Below are 18,055 nucleotides of genomic sequence, written 5' to 3' on the forward strand. Positions count from 1 at the left end.
ATCCCTTGGAGTCTCCTAAGAATGTATTTTCACAGCCCCAGAAATAGACTGAATCTTGCCGTTGGGATGCCAACGAGTATGGGCAGCTTCCACAAATTGACTGACGCGAATCGGGTCAATTGGTTGCTCGATGCGACCATGGCGCTTCAGGGAACTGGAAACAATCACCCCATTTGCTGCCTGCATCAGTGTAGCAATATTTTGCCAGTTCGCTCCACTACCTATAAACACTGGAGTGCCATTTGCCTCTCCAATAGCTAGTTCCAGGTCTTCTTGGTTAGGAGGACTACCAGTAGCCCAGCCAGACAAAATTATGGCATCTGCTAAACCTCTTTCAATGGTGTCTTTCACGGCAACTGTGAGATTAGGGGAACCCAAGGGGCGGGCATGCTTCACCAACACATCAGCTAGAATTTTGACATCACAGCCTAATTCTCGGCGATAACGCAGTAATTGATGAGCTTCACCTTCAATTAATCCTTGATCCGTTGCCATCACCCCTGTCAATACATTGACGCGAATGAATTGTGCTTGGGTGGCGTAGGCGATCGCCATTGCACTTTTGCCGTCATTGCGCAAAACATTTAAACCAATGGGCAATGTCACTAAATTTTTGATTCGTTGTACCACCACAGTCATGGCACTTACAACAGCTGGATCAACTTGGTTTTTGGTAAAAGGCGCGTCAAAAAAGTTTTCCACAATAATGCCGTCCACCCCTCCACTGGCCAGGGCTGCTGCTTCTTGTTCGGCACGCTGAATTACCGCTTTGAGATTACCTCCCCAACGGGGCGAGGTGGGTAGTGGTAGTAGATGAACCACACCAATAATTGGTGTTCGAGTTTTAAATAACTGATATAAGTCCACGTCTTAGTTTTATACCTAATATTTGGGGTGCTTTGCGGGGTCTAGTGTCCACCAGTCTAGAGTCTATAATTTATTTGACTGTGCCAATTTTAGATTTTGGATTCCTCAATTTCGGATTTGTCTATTTCAGTTTTTTGAGATTTTCAATCTAACAACTCAAAGAAAATTCTTTGATTCCCTCTGCCCAGCGGCTTTTGGGCGGCACAAATCTCAAATCCTCAACGTCTCTACTACCCTCTACCTTGACCAGAGTCAACCTCATAGGGTGGTAGTGCGGGGTGGCATAGGAGAAGGTAAATCTCATATCCTTAACCTGTATGCCCTTGTGGGTGCTGTCAATCTAAAATTGCCAATCTCAAATCCAAAATTGTTTGACTGTTGACTATTGAACGCCAGTCACCCGAAGTCCGGGAACCCGCTCATGGCGCTGGCTCCTCTTGACTTTTAACTAACTAGTCAAGTGTGTTTTGAGTTGGTTGTCTTACTACCTCTTCCCTAGGTTGGAAATTATCGTAAAACCTCCTCTAAGATATGTTAAGATAAAAATAGGCTAGAAGAGGAGTTTGCCACTCACAAGACGCAAGGCAACTTCCCCCGGTTTATGCGCCCCGCCCACGCACCGTCGTCGGCAAAGCCTGACCGTCAGGGTAGGTTTACTGCTTTATTAGGCGTTGTCTCGTACTCCTGGGTCCCAATCACCTACCCAGAGAGCGCGGTTTCCCTGAGGGTAGCGACTTTTCAAAACCAGCCCTTTGGGCGGCTTCCCGACGGGTAAATTAACACAGGCGCTGCGGTAATCAAAAATACCAACAGACAAGTTAAAAAAATATAAGTGTTAAACATACTCAAAGACACTTAACCTACCCTGGGAAATAGACTAAGTAGTACATATATAATAACATGGCCGGAAAATCTCCTATGGCACTGCACCCGCGGGCAGTAGGTGGCAGTGAAAAACTGTTGTTCTAGCCACTGACTGTGTAAAGGTGTATATCACAAGAAGCGAAACCATCGCTGCTTGTTTATCCGACTAGAAAAAACGGAAAATGTTTTCAAAATATGGGTGAAAAGCCAACCATTGCCATTTCGCACCTGGGTTGCGAGAAAAATCGAATTGATACAGAACATATGCTAGGACTGCTTGTAGAAGCAGGCTATGGTGTAGATACAAATGAAGAGTTAGCAGACTATGTTATAGTTAATACTTGTAGTTTTATAGAAACAGCAAGACAAGAATCTGTCAGAACTTTAGTAGAACTGGCAGAAGCCAACAAGAAAGTTGTGATTACTGGCTGTATGGCGCAACACTTCCAGGAACAATTATTAACAGAGTTGCCGGAAGCAGTAGCACTAGTAGGCACAGGTGATTATCACAAGATTGTAAGTGTAATTGAGCGTGTAGAACAAGGAGAGCAGGTCAAAGAGGTTAGTCCAGAGCCGACCTACATTGCAGACGAGACCACACCGCGTTATCGCACTACAACTGAAGGCGTTGCCTACCTGCGAGTGGCCGAAGGATGTGATTATCGTTGTGCATTTTGTATTATTCCCCATCTACGAGGGAACCAGCGATCGCGTACTATTGAATCTATAGTTACTGAAGCGGAGCAGTTAGCCAGTCAAGGCGTGCAGGAAATTATTTTAATTTCCCAAATCACCACCAATTACGGCCTAGATATCTATGGACAACCAAAGTTAGCCGAATTGCTTCATGCTCTAGGTCGAGTAGATGTACCGTGGATCAGAATGCACTATGCATATCCCACCGGGCTGACCCCAGATGTCATAGAGGCAATCAAACAAACCAAGAATGTATTACCATATTTAGACTTGCCCCTACAACATTCTCATCCAGATATTCTGCGCTCAATGAATCGTCCCTGGCAAGGACGGGTAAATGATGGGATTATTAAACGCATCAAAGCAGCCCTACCAAACGCCGTACTCAGGACAACATTTATAGTTGGTTTTCCCGGAGAAACAGAGGAACATTTTGAGCATCTACTAGAATTCATCAAGCGCCACGAATTTGATCATGTGGGTGCATTCACCTTTTCGCCGGAGGAAGGAACACCCGCCTACAAGCTAGCTAATCAGTTACCCCAAGAGGTGATGGATGAGCGCTGGCATAGATTAATGGCGCTTCAAGAGCCAATTGCCGCCAAAAAAAATCAACAGGAAATCGGCAAAATCGTTGATGTGTTGATTGAACAAGAACACCCTGAAAGTGGAAAGCTCATAGGTCGCTCTGGCAGATTTTCCCCAGAAGTCGATGGTCAGATATATGTCGATGGGGCGGCAAAATTGGGAACCATCGTGCCAGTAGCGATTCACGGTGCTGATACATATGACCTCTACGGTGAAGTTGTCAGTAGTTAGCAAAAGTAGAAGTAGCTTTCACTGAGTGCAGTACTGCCATCTCCCAGGGTATCGACTAGAAGAGAAGTCATGTCAGAGCGGCAAAGGGTATCGCTGAGTCTACTTTCCAGAGTATCCCTCGGCGTTAGTTGACTGCGTAGCATCCTCACCTAAAAGAGGGTTGCAGACACTGTTTTTAAATCTGGCAAACCAATACAACTGCCGTCAGATTTACCAAACCAAAACCAAAAAACAAAATCTAGGAGAATTAATGACTCTTTCGTTCCAAGAATTAGGTATTTCACAAAAACGTGTTGAGCAATTAGAAAACATTGGCTTTACCACACCTACTAATATTCAAGCCCAAGCCATACCCCAACTGCTAGCAGGTCGGGATGTAGTCGGTCAATCCCAAACTGGAACGGGTAAAACAGCAGCATTTTCCCTGCCAATTTTAGAGCAGCTAGATGTGAATCACAAAGCCGTACAAGCGATGGTATTGGCACCAACCCGTGAGTTAGCAATTCAAGTTCACGATGCCATCAACCAATTCGCAGGTAACGAAGGATTGCGGATTCTGGCAATTTATGGTGGTCAGTCCATTGAACGCCAAATGATGCAACTAAAACGTGGTGTTCACATGGTCGTAGGTACACCAGGGCGGATGATTGACTTACTAGATAGGGGTTGTCTAAAACTCGATCAAGTCAAGTGGTTTGTCTTGGATGAAGCCGATGAAATGTTGAGCATGGGCTTTATTGATGATGTGATCAAAATCCTATCTCAAGCCCCCAAAGAGCGGCAAACAGCTTTATTTTCAGCAACCATGCCACCGTCAATTCGCATGATTGTTAATAAATTCCTGCGAAACCCCGCCACAGTCACCGTTGAGCAGCCAAAAGCCACACCCAACAAAATCAATCAAGTAGCTTATCTTATCCCCCGCCACTGGACAAAAGCTAAAGCATTACAGCCAATTCTAGAAATGGAAGATCCAGAAACAGCTTTAATCTTTGTGCGTACCAGAAGGACAGCGGCGGAACTCACCAATTTACTACAAGCAGCCGGTCATAGCGTGGACGAATACCACGGCGACTTGTCTCAACAAGCACGAGAGCGATTATTGACCCGATTCCGTAATCGTCAAGTGCGATGGGTAGTAGCTACTGATATTGCAGCACGGGGTTTAGATGTCGATCTGCTCTCCCATGTCATTAACTACGACTTACCAGATAGCGCCGAAACCTATGTTCACCGCATTGGTCGTACTGGTCGCGCTGGTAAAGAAGGTACAGCAATTTCATTAGTACAGCCCTTTGAGCGGCGTAAACAACAGGTATTTGAGCGCCATAACCGCCAAAATTGGCAATTGTTGTCCATTCCTACACGAGCCCAGATTGAAGCGCGACATATCCAGAAATTACAAGAACAAGTTAAAGAAGCCTTAACTGGCGAACGCCTAGCTTCATTCTTGCCCATAGTCAGCGAACTACTTGAAGAATATGATGCTCATGCGATCGCCGCAGCCGCATTACAAATTGCTTATGATCAAACTCGTCCTGCTTGGTTGCAATCAGGGGTAGACCCCCAAGATGATGAACCCTCCTCCAAGCCGAAGTTAACCAAGCGTCGTAGTGGTGAATATTCCGGTGACAGAAACCGCTCCTCCTGGAACAAATCGGACAGCAATGGTGGAGACGAAGGTAAACGAGGGACTCCCAAGCCCAAGCTGCGAACCCGCCGTGACGCTTCTGTGTCATCCTCAAATGCACTTAGAGAGTAAGGTTGATTAACTCAACCAAGGACGACTGACCTGTTCTAGTTGTCCAATTTCATCGGTGTTTAATCTCCAGCCCAAAGCGCCTGCATTTTGTTTGACATGTTGGGGAGTCTTTACCCCAGCAATGGGAATCACATTTCCTTGAGAAATTAACCAATTGAGGGCTACTTGGGCAGGAGTGCGACCATACTTTTCTCCCAGACTGTTGAGTAAAGAAATGACAGGGGCAATTTTCTGTAAACCTTCTTTACTAAACCGCGGATCCATCTTCCTCACACCACTGGGAGTTTCGGCGCACTCAGGTGTGTATTTACCTGTCAGCAATCCCTGAGCCAGGGGACTATACGCCAAAATAGTCACGCCCAATTCTTGGGCTGTGGCGGAAATTCCATTAGTTTCAATTTGGCGGCTTAATAAAGAGTAGCGGACTTGGTTCACAACTAAAGGTATTCCCCGGTACGCTAATATTTGATGGGCTTCTCGCATTTGAGTAGCTGAATAATTACTTACCCCCACCGCCGCAATTCTACCCCGCTTCACTTCATCGGCTAGGGTATTCATCAAAGTTTCTTGACTTAAAAAGAAAGCAAAGGGCCAATGGACTTGATACAGTTCAATGCGCTCTACTTGTAACCGTTTGAGACTCTCCGTTAAAGCATCTGAAACAGACTGACTTGTAAACCGCCAAGGTAAAGGGCCGAATTTAGTAGCTATTTGCACAGGTTTTGATGATGTTTGCATAAATTGCCCTAATAATTTTTCTGACAGTCCCATTCCATAAACTTCAGCAGTGTCAAAGAAAGTCACACCAGCCTCCAATGCTGCTGTAAACGCCGCCTCCAACTCTTGGGTACCGTAGCCATCGCCATAATTCCAGAAAAGTTTATCACCCCAAGCCCAAGTCCCAATACACAGGGGTGTAACACTCGGTCCATTTTGTCCTAATGTGATGTTTTCCATTTGAGAATATTATTTGATTTACATTTCTTTACGCTTTTAGTTTAACCTCAAACCCTCCATGGTTGTGCTGACTGCGTAGTATCTCGTAGATAGGACTAAAGTCTTGACTACAAACTTTGAAAGTTAGTCAGTAACTCCAAAATTCTCGTATTCCCTCATATATTTAAATCCCTAGTAACTGTTTATCCTTAGTAAAAGAAGGAATAGTTTTTGTAAACGAGAAAAAGTAGTTATGGCAAGCGGTGATGTATTTGATACTAAAGGACAATCCTTGACTGTGCCAAGGGTCAAGTTGATCACTATGTTCCGCTTAGGCTTGTTTCAAATGGGACTAAGCATGATGTCTATCTTGATTCTGGGTGTACTCAACAGAGTCATGATTCAAGAAATAGCAATTCCGGCAACATTGGTATCGCTAGTGCTAGCATTACCCGCTTTTGTCTCACCTGCCCGGATTTGGTTTGGTCAAATGTCAGACCTCAAACCTATATGGGGTTATAATCGTACTGGGTACGTTTGGCTGGGAGCAGCAGTATTTGCGATCGCATCATTTTTAGCAATACAAGTGCTCTGGCAATTAAATCTAGCTGCTAGCAGCACCAATGGCTGGGTATGGACAACCCCAACCGTCGGCTGGACAGCATTGTTATGTTTAGTTTTTGCTATATATGGTTTAGCCATTTGTGCCAGCGCCACTAGCTTTGCTGCTTTACTAGTGGACATATCCCAAGAAGATAACCGTTCTCAAGTGGTTGGCATTGTCTGGTCTATGCTGATGGTGGGGATTATTGTGGGAGCGATAATTAGTTCTAGTTTACTTGCACAATTAACACCACAAGCAGACATAGAAACTTTACAGTCAGTTGTCAACAGGTTATTTTTCCTTGTTCCAGCTATAGTCTTTGGGCTTTCAATCATTGCTACATTCGGCGTGGAAAAAAAATATTCCCAATATTCCCAACGTTCCACAACTGAGAATCGAGACGACAGCCTTGGCTTGACTAGGGCTTGGAAAATTTTGACAGCTAGTCGTCAAACAGGTTTGTTTTTCACATTTTTGCTGGTAATGACCATCAGCTTATTTATGCAAGACCCTGTTTTAGAACCCTATGCAGGTCAGGTGTTTAATATGCCTTTAGCAGAAAGCACCAGATTAAATGTTTTTTACGGTATGGGTATCTTGATATCCTACGGTATTACCGGTTTTTTGATTGTGCCGCGTTTAGGTAAACGCAGAACCGCACGTTTAGGCTGTATATTAGTGGCAATCTGTGCATTATTACTGGGTATATCAGGATTTACAGCAAATGTCGCTTTGTTGAAGTCAGGTTTGTTCCTGTTCGGTTTAGCCACTGGTTTGTTAACAACTGCAGCCGTTAGTTTAATGCTGGATCTGACAGCAACTGAAGCCGCGGGTACTTTTATTGGCGCTTGGGGATTAGCTCAGTCTGTTTCTAGGGGAGTCGCGGTAGTCATGGGCGGTACCATCTTAGATATTGGTCGTAATTTTCTCCCTTTAGAACTGGCTTATGGAATGGTATTCTTTTTAGAAGCCGTGGGTATGGTAGTGTCAATTTGGTTTCTCAACCGCGTTAATGTTAGGGAATTTCAAACCAATGCCAAACAGGCGATCGCCTCGGTTTTAGAAAGTGATTTAGACTAAATATTGGTTGAAGGAACGCCTTGGGGTGAGAATTAATTCATGAATGATTTTTGGACAGCAATTCTCGACTTTGCCGAAACCACCACTACCAGAGTGGGAAAGCAACTTATGCAAGATTTTGGGAAAGTGCAGGCTTCCCAAAAACCTGACGGTAGTTTAGTTACCCAAGCCGATAAATGGGCTGATCAGGAAATTTGTGATGCGATCGCTTCTCATTTTTCTGGTTATGGTATTTTAAGCGAAGAGAGTGACAAAGTTTTTCCCGATACAGAATGGTGTTGGGTCATAGACCCTTTGGATGGCACTACTAACTTTACTAGGGGTCTTCCCATCTGGTCAATTTCCATGGGTCTCCTGTATCGAGGTACACCCATATTTGGGTATGTTTACGTCCCCACACTAGGTCAAGCTTTTCATGGTTTCTGGGCTGGTTCCTCTGGATTAGTCACACCTTCAGGGGCTTTCCTCAACCATCACCCTATCCATAGCAGTAGTGATGATGCTACTAAAAATCACTTTTTTAACCTCTGTTCCCGTAGCACTTCCGTGATTCAAAGGGATTTTCCCTGTAAAATTCGGATGCTGGGTGTAGCTAGCTATAATTTCCTCACAGTCGCTACAGGGGCTGCATTAGGTGGTATTGAGGCTACACCCAAGGTTTGGGACATCGCCGGGGCTTGGGTGATTGTACAGGCTGCGGGTGCTAGCTGGATACCTCTCCAGGATGAGCCTTTTCCTTTGTCATCAGGGCAAGATTATAGCGATCGCTCCTTTCCTACCCTGGTTGTCAGTCGCCGGGAATTAGTACCGCTATTTACCCCATTTCTGGAAAAGTTAAAACTTTAAGTAACTGATGTCTTAGGTATTATGATACACTGTCTCATCTTCTTTGCGCCATGCTGGATCAACAATACAAATAAATACCAACGGTTCAACACCACAGTTGCGGATAAATTGCCTGGTATTGGGAGGAATATACACCGCATCCCCTGAACTGACTATTTGAGTTTGATCATCAATGTGCATTTCTCCCTGTCCACTGAGAATATAATACACTTCTGAAGTTGTCAGGGAGTGGGGTTGAGAGGTTTTCCCCACTGGTAAGGTTGCATGAGCTAAACTATACCTTAATGCCAGGGGTTGTTTATCAGGGTGTAGCAGTTCCCGCAGAATTGTATTATCTCCGGCAATGAATTCTTGACAGTCTTTGAGGTTTTGAACTAGCATAAATTAGCTTTTTCTCATGGGCGGTTTTCCCTTGCCTATTTTAGTAAAGCATGGGATTAGTTTTTGGTTGATAGTCAGAACAATCAATAGCCTCTTCTGTACTGGCAGTAGAAGGGTGTACAGTACATTTTAGGCGGTAATTATTGGTAAAGAATTGGCAGCTAGGGCAGGGGATTTGATGCATTTGTTTGGCTGTGGTCACACTATCTCGAGCTGCTGACCAAAGACTCCAAGCAAACAGAATAATTACAGTCCAAGCGGTAACAAAGCAAATAGGGATTAATAATGGTTGAATCCCCCGAATGCAAAGATTTATTAACTCTAACACGGTAACTCCTGATCAAAATTAAGAGTTAGAAGTATATTAACTGCTATATAAATCCTAGACAAGTCTAGACATTTATTTCTTACTTCAAGGGGAGCATGGGAGCGGTTAATTAAACTAAGCCGGTCGGTCACCCAACCGACTCGTCTACAAAACCGTACGTGAGATTTTCACCTCATACGGCTCCTCAGCAATATGGTTCTTGTCATGAATACCTACAAGACTTCCATCACTGGCTGTCTTCTTGTCGTGGCAATGTCTGTGTAATAGTTGTAGATTTTTATATTCATCTTTTCCACCTTTGGAAAGGGGTAGGATGTGGTCTACTTCCATTACATCACCGTCCCTAAAGTAATGCCCACATTCTGGACATTTACCCTTTTGCTTTTTGAGTAGTGTCGATACTCTTTTGTTGGCTTCGGGATGGTTTGTCATTCTTGAACTCCAATATACCCAATCACCGTCAAATGGCGAGGCGTTACCTTTAACCTTAATATGACGTACTATGGGAGTCTCTGGGTGTCTAAACAGTTTGATGAATTTATCTTCCATTTTTACTGCAAATTCCCAGTTATTGTCCCCAATTGTATGCCAGTATTTCTTGGCTATCCATTTATCAGATTTATTAGGGTGTCGGCGCTTTGCCCATCTGTAAAGCCGTCGGTAAACCTGGTTATAGATACTACTGAAGACTTCCTTACTTACTACTGATGAGTAGTAATTGCACCATCCCTTGATTATAGGGTTAAGATGACTTATCAATCCCACTTGTGGTATTGGTAAGTTTCTTTTAATGGTGCTAGAAACCTTTTCGTAATGATTCTTAACAGATTTCTTTGATGGGGTGATGATGGTTTTAAATCCTAGAATTTCCTTATGTGTGTTCATTCCTGAGTTGTATTTACCAACTGAGTATTGCCTCACATTGAAGCCAAGGAAATCAAATCCTGGTTTCTCTGATTGGTGTTCCTACAGAGTGTGAGCCAATCTGGTCTTACTAGGTTTTAATTCCAATCCCATTTCATTCAGCCATTTGACTAGGATTTCCCTGCACTGTTCAATAACTGTTAGATTTTCATGCAGGATTACAAAATCATCCGCATATCTAATGATTGATATTGCTTTAGCCTTCTTCTCTCTAGAGCCTTTACCTGATAATTCTGAAACAAATTCTTTAAGAATTTCTTCCATACCGTGTAAGGCTATATTTGCTAACAGAGGGGATATGACACCTCCTTGCGGTGTACCTTCTTCTGTAGAAAACAGGACTTTGCTATCAACCACACCTGCTTTTAACCACGCTTTGATTTGACGACGTAGTTTAGGGTAGGTGTTCAGTTTCTTTAACAATGCTTGATGGTTAATCTTGTCAAAACAATTAGCGATATCAGCATCTAATACAAATTTGGGTTTGTATCTGATAGCATTAAATATTGCTGCCATGGCATCATGACATGAGCGCCCTGGTCTGAATCCATATGAGTTAGGCTCAAACTTGGCTTCCCATTCTGGCTCTAAGGCTAGTTTGACAAGCGACTGTAAAGCCCTATCATAGATTGTAGGTATTCCTAGTGGTCTTTTCTCATCCCTTCCAGGTTTGTCGATCCCAACTCTTCTGGTTGGTTTGGGTTTAGACCCTAGTTTTAACTCTTCTACCAATTCTAATCTTTCGCTGGGTGATAAAGCTTTCACTCCATCTACACCGGCGGTTTTCTTTCCTTGGTTGTCTTGAGTTACCCTACGTGTAGCCAAAGCTTTGGCTGACCAAGACTTCATCAGCACCTTTTGGAGTCCACGAACCACCTTGACATCACCACGGGTTGAGGCTTGATAAATTCGTTTTTGGATTTTGTAAACGCGACGTTCTAACTGTTTCCAGTTAATCGTGTTCCATTCTACCGTAGTCTTTACACTCGTTTTAGACATAATTCCTACTTGAGACTTTATCTTCCATATCACCGTGAATCTGTCAGCATATCTTAGGCATTACCCTAAGCGTTCGCTTCTGACTCAATCTGACCCACTTGCAGCATCCGGTTAGCACCTACTTTTAGATTCGACCTTCTAAAAGAGCTAACAAGGGGTTACTTCGTTCCGTGTGTCCATTCTGTGTACCTTTAGAGTGATGCTTTACGCCGGGTTTCTCGGAAGTGCTTAACGGTCTGTCCACGACAGCCGTCTCCTTATCCTTTACCTTTTGGTTCCAGCCTGTCAGCCTTATTTGGCTGGTTCTGTGTAACGACGCTTCAGACACATCTTAGGAAATCTTACTCATGGGTACTTTGCTTGACGTGTACCAAGTTAGGCTCTCAGTAGGAACGCCTTTTCTCCGGTGCTTTACGGATTGATGGCTAGTCGCTACCGTAAGGGAGATGCTGTCACCCTTGCACCTAGGGGGTGGGATTTTCACCCACATGAACACGAACGGTTATAAGAATCTGGTTTTTACCAGTCTTACCTCTCATCCCTGAGCATAAATGCTCCCGATCGAGAGAACGAGTCGCACCATGTACACACAGTTATAAGAATCTGGTTTTTACCCAGTCTTACCTTCCGTCCCTGAGCATTTCTACTCATTTAGGAAGAACGAATCACACTCCCTCAGTAAGCTTTCAAGGTTTAGCCAACCTCGATAAGTTAATTGCTGCGTTTAAATCCCTGTCCATTGAATGACCACAACTTCCACAGTTGTAAATTCTTTCTTTTAGTGGCATATCTTGGATATGCCCACAATTTGAGCAGGTCTTACTTGAAGGGTAAAATCTATCCGCGATTACAATTTCACCACCAAACTTTTTAGCCTTGTATTCTAACTGGCGCTTAAATTCATAAAAACCACAATCAGCGATTACTTGAGCTAATTTATGATTTGAAATCATCCCAGAAACATTTAAATCTTCTACTACTATTTTTGCGTGGTTTTTGCATAAGAAAGTAGTGATTTGGTGAAGAGTATTTTTTCTAAGATTAGCTACTCTAGCGTGATGTTTAGCCAGTTGAATTTTAGCTTTGTGTCGGTTATTAGAACCTTTGTTTTTGCGAGCAAACTTTCTAGATAATCTTTTCAGCTTCTTTAAATTAGCTTTGTAATGCTTAGGATTAGGAAACACTACCCCAGTAGAAAGTGTAGCTAGTTCCTTAACCCCTAAATCCACCCCTACAATCTCGTGCTGCTTATCTATTGCTTTGTGTTCTTGCTTGTAAGCGAAAGCAATAAACCAGCTATTAGCAGTTTTTGATATTGTGATTGATTTACAGGTTGTGTGTGGTAAGCCTTCATAAGTTTTTACCCATCCAATCGTCGGTAGCTTTATTGATTTGCCGCCTACTGGAATCGGCTTACCTCCAGCATCAATGGTAAACGCGTCGCGATGTCCTTTATTTTTAAACTTAGGATATCCACCTTTACCGCCAAAGAATCTACAGAAAGAATCGCCTAGATGGTCAAAAGCATATTGAGTTATTTTCTGACAAATACCTTTTTGTTTAATCCACTCAAACTCAGGTTTAACATGGTTATTAAAAAATTTCTTCAGAATATATTTGTTGGGCTTTAATCCATCTTTATAAAGATTATTCCAAGTAGCTAAACCCCAGTTATAAGTAAACCTGGCAATACCTGCGTGTTTATTCATTATTATTTCTTGGGCTTTACTCAGCTTTAACTTTGTTTTGATGGATAAAAGCATTGCTCGACCTCAACACTGTATTTCTTTCTTGTCTAATTCTGTAATATCTTGTTTAGGTTCGTCAATAGCTTTTTTAAGCGTTTCCTTGATTTCCTTGGAATAATTTCTCAACCCGTACAAGCGACCAGAAAAACAATGAATGATTGCCATTAAGTCCTCGACTAATTCCTGTTGTGGAGATAGTGATTCTTGATTGGCTACAATAATTTCACATCTTACAGATGTAGCTAGTTCCAGGATGAAATCAAAAGCAAATCGGCACATTCTATCCTTATGAGCCACAACAATCGTTGAAATTTCGCCTTTTAACATCGACATCATTATTGACAGAAATTTTTTTCTTTTAAAATTTAAACCTCCACCAATTTCTGACACCCAATCATCAACAGATAATCCCCTATTTAAGCAAAAAGTTTCCATTGCGGATATTTGATTTTTTAGTTCCGGTTTTTGCCGACTAGATGATACCCGACAATAAACTATTACTTTTCGTTTTGATTCAATAGGTTTCAGTCCTTGGGCTATTAATAAGTCATCTTCAGTATAGAAACGATGTCCTGATAATGTTCTTTTAGCAGGAAGTTTCCCAACTGAATCCCATCGTTGTAATGTCTTGACTGACACCCCAATTTTCTTTGCAAACTCATGAGGTTTAAACATAAATACACTTATAGGTTTGTAGATAAGTGTATAGGTTTGTCTATTTAATTGTCAACTAGGCTACTACTCCTAACCCATCATTTTTTCCCCTGGACTAGAGAAACTAAATGCCAGCATGGCCCAGAGCTATACCAGCCACCAACATTCCCAAGACTAGGAAGGGTTGGGCGCTGGCTTGGTATTTAACGTCATTTTTCAGAGGGTCACGCAGGAAATACATATCTTGGAAGGTGATTTGGGGGATGATTAACAACAGTAAAATTGCCGCATACAAGTTTTCATGAATAGTGAGCAGGTAAACTGCAATCACCGCTTGAAAAACATCAATCATGGCTGCACAGACCCAAGCGGCTCTGGTGACACCAAACATCACAGGTAATGATTTTAATCCGAACTGGCGATCGCCTTCCACACTCTTAAAATCATTAACAATAGCAATACCCAAACCAGCCAAGCTGTAAACCACAGTGATCACGACAATTTTCCAATTCAGTTCACCAAACAACGCATGACCCGTACACCAAGGAAAAGCCATATAGCTAGCACCAAGAGCATAACCGCCTAACCAACCGTTTTGTTTGAGCTTTAATGGTGGTGCTGAATAAATATAAGCAATAAAAGAACCCAGAATAGCTATAGTTGTGATTGTGGGAAATTCATTACCAGCCCACACATCTAATACAAAAGCCAGAGCATTACCTGAGATTAACAATACCCAAATTTGGGTAATGACTTGGGGTAAGGGAATAGCACCAGAGGGAATGGGGCGGTAGGGTTCATTTACCGCGTCAATTTCCCGATCATAGTATTCATTGAGAGTTTGGGTATAACCGGCGAGTAAAGGACCCGAAAGCAACATACAAGCGGCGGACTTCAAGACATTTTCCCAAGTCCAGGTGTAATTACCCGCAGAAGCCGCACCACAGACCACCCCCCAAATCAGGGGAATCCAGGTGATGGGTTTCATCAGTTGTAAGCGGATTTTCCAGATGGACTTTTCCCCCGGTGCTGCGCCTTTCATCCCCAGTAATTGGCGAGTTTTGGCGCTGCGGTCAGCAACTGCTGTCATTTCCTGGTTGGGTTTAACTGAATCTATAGCCTCTGCTGGCTGGGAATTAGGTTTAATAGGGGTTGGTTCTGACATCAGACTTACTTATGAATGGGAAGAGGGACTAGGGAATGGGGAATAGATGGTTTTGATTACCCAATTCCCAGTACCCAGGACTTAAAAAGAAATTATCAAATAATTATTCTGAAATTTGGCTCCCGTTACCTGTCTACCAGTTAGGGACGGGGGTAGGAAGAGATTACGCCGTTGGTCTCCTGCTTCCACTGTAACTTCTGGTCCATATTGGGTAAGTTTGACTTGCTTTTTGTCAAATCCTGGCAAGAATAGGCGGACTTGACGGTTATGGGTGTCGATTTCCATGGGTTTGGGAGCCTGTAATGCTTGTTCTACAAAGTTGGGTAGAGCATCTATTAAAGGTTGCCATTCCCCTGTGGGAGAGTCGGGAACAACGCTCACCGTCAGAGGTCTAAATTCTTCCGAGAGGTTGACTTGATCTGTGGGTGACACCACCATCACACCACCCACCGTTAAACCGATTTGTTGAGCGCTACCCCACAAATAACGAGCAGTTGCTACTTGTAGGGGGTCTGGTGTAGTCACTAAGAAGGCCGCCACGTGATGAGGATCTGCAAGAGCTGCTTTTCCCTTGTCTAAGAAATTATTCACCTGGTTGGTGGGTAGAGCAAAGTTATCTGCTGTCCAGTTGACATTAAAAAAGCTGCTAATTAGCGGCTGAATTAAGGGCGATTCCGCAATCGTTTTCCCTAAATCGGAGTTGACAAATAATTGCTGAAATCGCCGCACATACCAACTCAGAGATTCTGGCATCCCCAACATTCGCAAGGTAAAGGAATCACCGGTGCCATCATAGATAATCGCGTCATATTTGCCACTGGCATCATATTCGCGGATCGCATTCAAGGCTAGGGCGCTGTCCATCCCTGGTAATACTACCAGTTCTTGACCATAAACATCTTTGAAGATGGGTGTGCGGAGGTATTGCGCCTCCAGTTTTTTCACTTCTTCCCAGCTGCGTTCTAGCAATACAGAGGATTTAAATTGCACTACCTGTAAATTGGGGGCAATTTCCTGGGGGTCAGGGGTTAGGGTTTGCTCCAGTAACATGGGTAAAACTGGTTCTGTTAACCCTGCTAGAAGTACCCGCTTACCTTGGGTTGCCAATAACTTGGCGGTGGCGATCGCAATTTTAGTACGCTCCGTACCGCCTTTGCCCAAAAATGTCAATATCAGGGACATTAGTTGATTCTCTTTTTCCCGGCAATCTGTTCTACTCCAACTTAGCACTAGGCAAATACTCTTAGCTTCTGCTTTGAGTTCTATCTATTACACTGGTTTGACTTCATCTTCAAAAAACCAAGTAGATGAATTGTCGTCAAACAGTACCACTACACCAATTCCACAGCCATCAGCGACTTTGTAGCCTTGAATAATGCCGATTTGTCCGAGTTTTTTGGCAATACTAGCAGACACGCGATCGCGCAAACGAAAAACTTTTACCTTTTGTCCAATTTCCATACTTAGTCACAATGCAATAAACCAAGTCTCAGTTTACCTGAATCAGTGACCCGGCGGTAATAGATTTGGGTCATGAGGGAAAAGAGTTAGCGCCTACAGGCCGAACAGGAACGCCTACGGGCTGATAGACTCGAAAAGTATCTAAGGTCTCAAGGAATAGACCCCCATAATTTATAACAATTAATTTATAACAAAGGTTAATTTTTGAGGAGGGCAAATCAGTCAACCGTCAACCGTCATGAGTATGTGATAATTAACACTCAGTCGGATTTATCCGACTATGGCTAACGCCACGCTACCGCTATCAGCTATTAGCCAGGGGTTTCTAACCCCTGGCGGGGTGGGCGATAGCGAAGCGCTGCTGCAAGCAGATCGCACTTTGTCCTACGGGCGCTCACCTTTATGTTCAGGGATTCCCTAAACTCAGAGTCGCCCCAGATGTAATGGTGATTTTTAATGTAGCGGGGTGGGCGATCGCGGTGTAGTCCATAATTTTTGACCCTATTTTGACTATAAAAATTAACACTCAGGTTGCTGGTTGTGAAGGAAGAAAGTCTGGAGCAGGCTCTGGAACGGTGGCGTACACAGAAAGCTCTATCCTTGGTGATGCGGTTATTAAATCGTCGCTTGGGTGAGGACTTGCTAGACTTTACCACTGTGGCTGATTTGCAAATATGGTTACAGTCTCATCTGTAGTTTATTATTAGTCAGATACCCGATTTCTAACACAAGTCGGGTATGTTGTTAAGGTTAATTTAATTCCCTAGTGGGGGTTCGTGGTAATCTGTAAAAAATACATTTCCAGCCTATTGGCTTGACAATTGAGCTAAAATATCCAAAAACCACCCATGAGAAGGGATTCTATTTTTTACAAACTATTTAAGCAATTTCCGGCTTTATTGTTTGAACTAGTGGAACCACCCCCAGCAGCTACTAATTATCAGTTTGAGTCTGTGGAAGTCAAAGAAACTTCCTTCCGCATTGATGGAGTATTTTTACCCCCCGATGATGCAGATTCTCAAGTAGTATTTTTAGCTGAGGTACAGTTTCAAAAAGATGAAGATTTGTATTTTCGGTTCTTTTCAGAATTATCTCTGTTTTTATACCGTCACTCGATTCGTTATGATGACTGGGTAGGAGTGATTATTTTTGGCTCTCGTAATTTAGAACCCAGTAATTTAAACATTCATCGTTCCCTACTGTCGGGAGGACAAGTACACCGAATCTATTTAGATGAGTTGGGGGATGTGGAGGAACAGAGTTTGGGGTTAGGGTTGATGTTGCTGACTGTTAAGGAAGGAACAGAAGCTATAGATACCGCCAGGTTTTTACTCACACAAGCACAGCAAGAGTCACAAACAGCCATAATAGATTTAGTGACGACAATTATTATTTACAAGTTTACAAACTTAAGTAGAGAGGAAATTGTCTCTATGTTGGGATTGGATTTAGTGGAACCTAGAGCTATACGGGAAGCTAAGGAAGAAGGTCTCGAACAGGGTCGCACACAGGGTCTCGAACAGGGTCGCACACAGGGTCTCGAACAGGGTCGCCAAGAGGGTCTGGAACGGGGTCTGGAACGGGGTCTGGAACGGGGTCTGGAACGGGGTTTGGAACGGGGTTTGGAACAGGGTTTGGAACAGGGTCGCACACAGGAAGCTTTATCTTTGGTGATGCGGTTATTAAATCGTCGCTTGGGTGAGGTTTCCCCCCAGTGTGGATCACAGATACAGGGGTTATCTTTATCACAGATTGAGGCTTTGGGTGAGGACTTGCTAGACTTTACCACTGTGGCTGATTTGCAAATATGGTTACAGTCTCATCTGTAGTTTATTATTAGTCAGATACCCGATTTCTAACACAAGTCGGGTATGTTGTTAAGGTTAATTTAATTCCCTAGTGGGGGTTCGTGGTAATCTGT

The 18,055-nt window shown here is 43.3% G+C and carries 17 protein-coding genes; 6 read left to right on the forward strand and 11 right to left on the reverse strand.

Annotated elements, in window-relative coordinates; genetic code table 11:
- Positions 1-15: 15 nt before the first annotated feature.
- Positions 16-867 (reverse strand): photosystem I biogenesis protein BtpA, encoded by an 852-nt coding sequence (gene btpA / locus AC6IZ0_RS16465; RefSeq protein ID WP_271731823.1) that lies wholly within the window; start codon positions 865-867, stop codon positions 16-18.
- Between the two features lie 1,059 nt (positions 868-1,926).
- Here btpA and rimO point away from each other — a divergent pair.
- Both rimO and AC6IZ0_RS16475 read left to right on the forward strand, forming a co-directional pair.
- Positions 1,927-3,246 (forward strand): 30S ribosomal protein S12 methylthiotransferase RimO, encoded by a 1,320-nt coding sequence (gene rimO / locus AC6IZ0_RS16470; RefSeq protein ID WP_280792506.1) that lies wholly within the window; start codon positions 1,927-1,929, stop codon positions 3,244-3,246.
- A 250-nt stretch (positions 3,247-3,496) separates the two neighbouring features.
- Positions 3,497-5,008 (forward strand): DEAD/DEAH box helicase, encoded by a 1,512-nt coding sequence (locus tag AC6IZ0_RS16475; RefSeq protein ID WP_271731819.1) that lies wholly within the window; start codon positions 3,497-3,499, stop codon positions 5,006-5,008.
- Between the two features lie 6 nt (positions 5,009-5,014).
- On the opposite strand, the gene AC6IZ0_RS16480 is transcribed toward AC6IZ0_RS16475, so the two are convergent.
- The gene (locus AC6IZ0_RS16480) at positions 5,015-5,965 is read right to left on the reverse strand and encodes an aldo/keto reductase (RefSeq protein WP_497723905.1); all 951 of its coding nucleotides are present in this window, start codon (positions 5,963-5,965) and stop codon (positions 5,015-5,017) included.
- A 232-nt stretch (positions 5,966-6,197) separates the two neighbouring features.
- Here AC6IZ0_RS16480 and AC6IZ0_RS16485 point away from each other — a divergent pair, with 232 nt between their 5' ends.
- The gene (locus AC6IZ0_RS16485) at positions 6,198-7,628 is read left to right on the forward strand and encodes a BCD family MFS transporter (protein ID WP_497723906.1); all 1,431 of its coding nucleotides are present in this window, start codon (positions 6,198-6,200) and stop codon (positions 7,626-7,628) included.
- A gap of 39 nt (positions 7,629-7,667) precedes the next feature.
- Positions 7,668-8,474 (forward strand): inositol monophosphatase family protein, encoded by an 807-nt coding sequence (locus tag AC6IZ0_RS16490; protein ID WP_497723908.1) that lies wholly within the window; start codon positions 7,668-7,670, stop codon positions 8,472-8,474.
- A 12-nt stretch (positions 8,475-8,486) separates the two neighbouring features.
- Here the strand turns inward: AC6IZ0_RS16490 and AC6IZ0_RS16495 are convergent, their stop codons facing one another.
- From AC6IZ0_RS16495 to petP, 9 genes are all read right to left on the reverse strand, one after another.
- Positions 8,487-8,855 (reverse strand): cupin domain-containing protein, encoded by a 369-nt coding sequence (locus AC6IZ0_RS16495; protein WP_497723909.1) that lies wholly within the window; start codon positions 8,853-8,855, stop codon positions 8,487-8,489.
- 40 nt (positions 8,856-8,895) lie between these two features.
- On the reverse strand, positions 8,896-9,183 hold the full coding sequence (locus AC6IZ0_RS16500; protein ID WP_271731814.1) for a hypothetical protein: 288 nt from the start codon (positions 9,181-9,183) through the stop codon (positions 8,896-8,898).
- Between the two features lie 144 nt (positions 9,184-9,327).
- Positions 9,328-10,068, reverse strand: coding sequence for a group II intron maturase-specific domain-containing protein (locus AC6IZ0_RS16505; protein ID WP_497723910.1), 741 nt, complete (start codon positions 10,066-10,068; stop codon positions 9,328-9,330).
- Positions 10,069-10,149: 81 nt separating this feature from the next.
- The gene (locus AC6IZ0_RS16510) at positions 10,150-11,106 is read right to left on the reverse strand and encodes a reverse transcriptase domain-containing protein (RefSeq protein WP_497723911.1); all 957 of its coding nucleotides are present in this window, start codon (positions 11,104-11,106) and stop codon (positions 10,150-10,152) included.
- A 686-nt stretch (positions 11,107-11,792) separates the two neighbouring features.
- Positions 11,793-12,869 carry an RNA-guided endonuclease InsQ/TnpB family protein gene (locus AC6IZ0_RS16515; protein WP_497723912.1) on the reverse strand — a complete coding sequence of 359 codons (1,077 nt, stop codon included), beginning with the start codon at positions 12,867-12,869 and terminating at the stop codon, positions 11,793-11,795.
- Positions 12,870-12,878: 9 nt separating this feature from the next.
- The gene (locus AC6IZ0_RS16520) at positions 12,879-13,529 is read right to left on the reverse strand and encodes an IS607 family transposase (protein WP_497723914.1); all 651 of its coding nucleotides are present in this window, start codon (positions 13,527-13,529) and stop codon (positions 12,879-12,881) included.
- 103 nt (positions 13,530-13,632) lie between these two features.
- Positions 13,633-14,673 (reverse strand): chlorophyll synthase ChlG, encoded by a 1,041-nt coding sequence (chlG, locus tag AC6IZ0_RS16525; protein WP_497723915.1) that lies wholly within the window; start codon positions 14,671-14,673, stop codon positions 13,633-13,635.
- An 81-nt stretch (positions 14,674-14,754) separates the two neighbouring features.
- Positions 14,755-15,855 carry a Get3/ArsA fold putative tail anchor-mediating ATPase NosAFP gene (locus AC6IZ0_RS16530; RefSeq protein WP_280792512.1) on the reverse strand — a complete coding sequence of 367 codons (1,101 nt, stop codon included), beginning with the start codon at positions 15,853-15,855 and terminating at the stop codon, positions 14,755-14,757.
- 87 nt (positions 15,856-15,942) lie between these two features.
- Positions 15,943-16,134 (reverse strand): cytochrome b6f subunit PetP, encoded by a 192-nt coding sequence (petP, locus tag AC6IZ0_RS16535; RefSeq protein ID WP_271731811.1) that lies wholly within the window; start codon positions 16,132-16,134, stop codon positions 15,943-15,945.
- Positions 16,135-16,674: 540 nt separating this feature from the next.
- On the opposite strand from petP, the gene AC6IZ0_RS16540 reads away from it, so the two are divergent.
- Positions 16,675-16,830, forward strand: a complete 156-nt coding sequence (locus AC6IZ0_RS16540) for a hypothetical protein (protein WP_497723917.1) — start codon at positions 16,675-16,677, stop codon at positions 16,828-16,830.
- Positions 16,831-16,982: 152 nt separating this feature from the next.
- On the forward strand, positions 16,983-17,963 hold the full coding sequence (locus AC6IZ0_RS16545) for an Rpn family recombination-promoting nuclease/putative transposase (protein ID WP_497723918.1): 981 nt from the start codon (positions 16,983-16,985) through the stop codon (positions 17,961-17,963).
- Positions 17,964-18,055: the final 92 nt, after the last annotated feature.

The sequence above is a fragment of the Anabaenopsis sp. NIES-4685 genome, assembly GCF_059725405.1.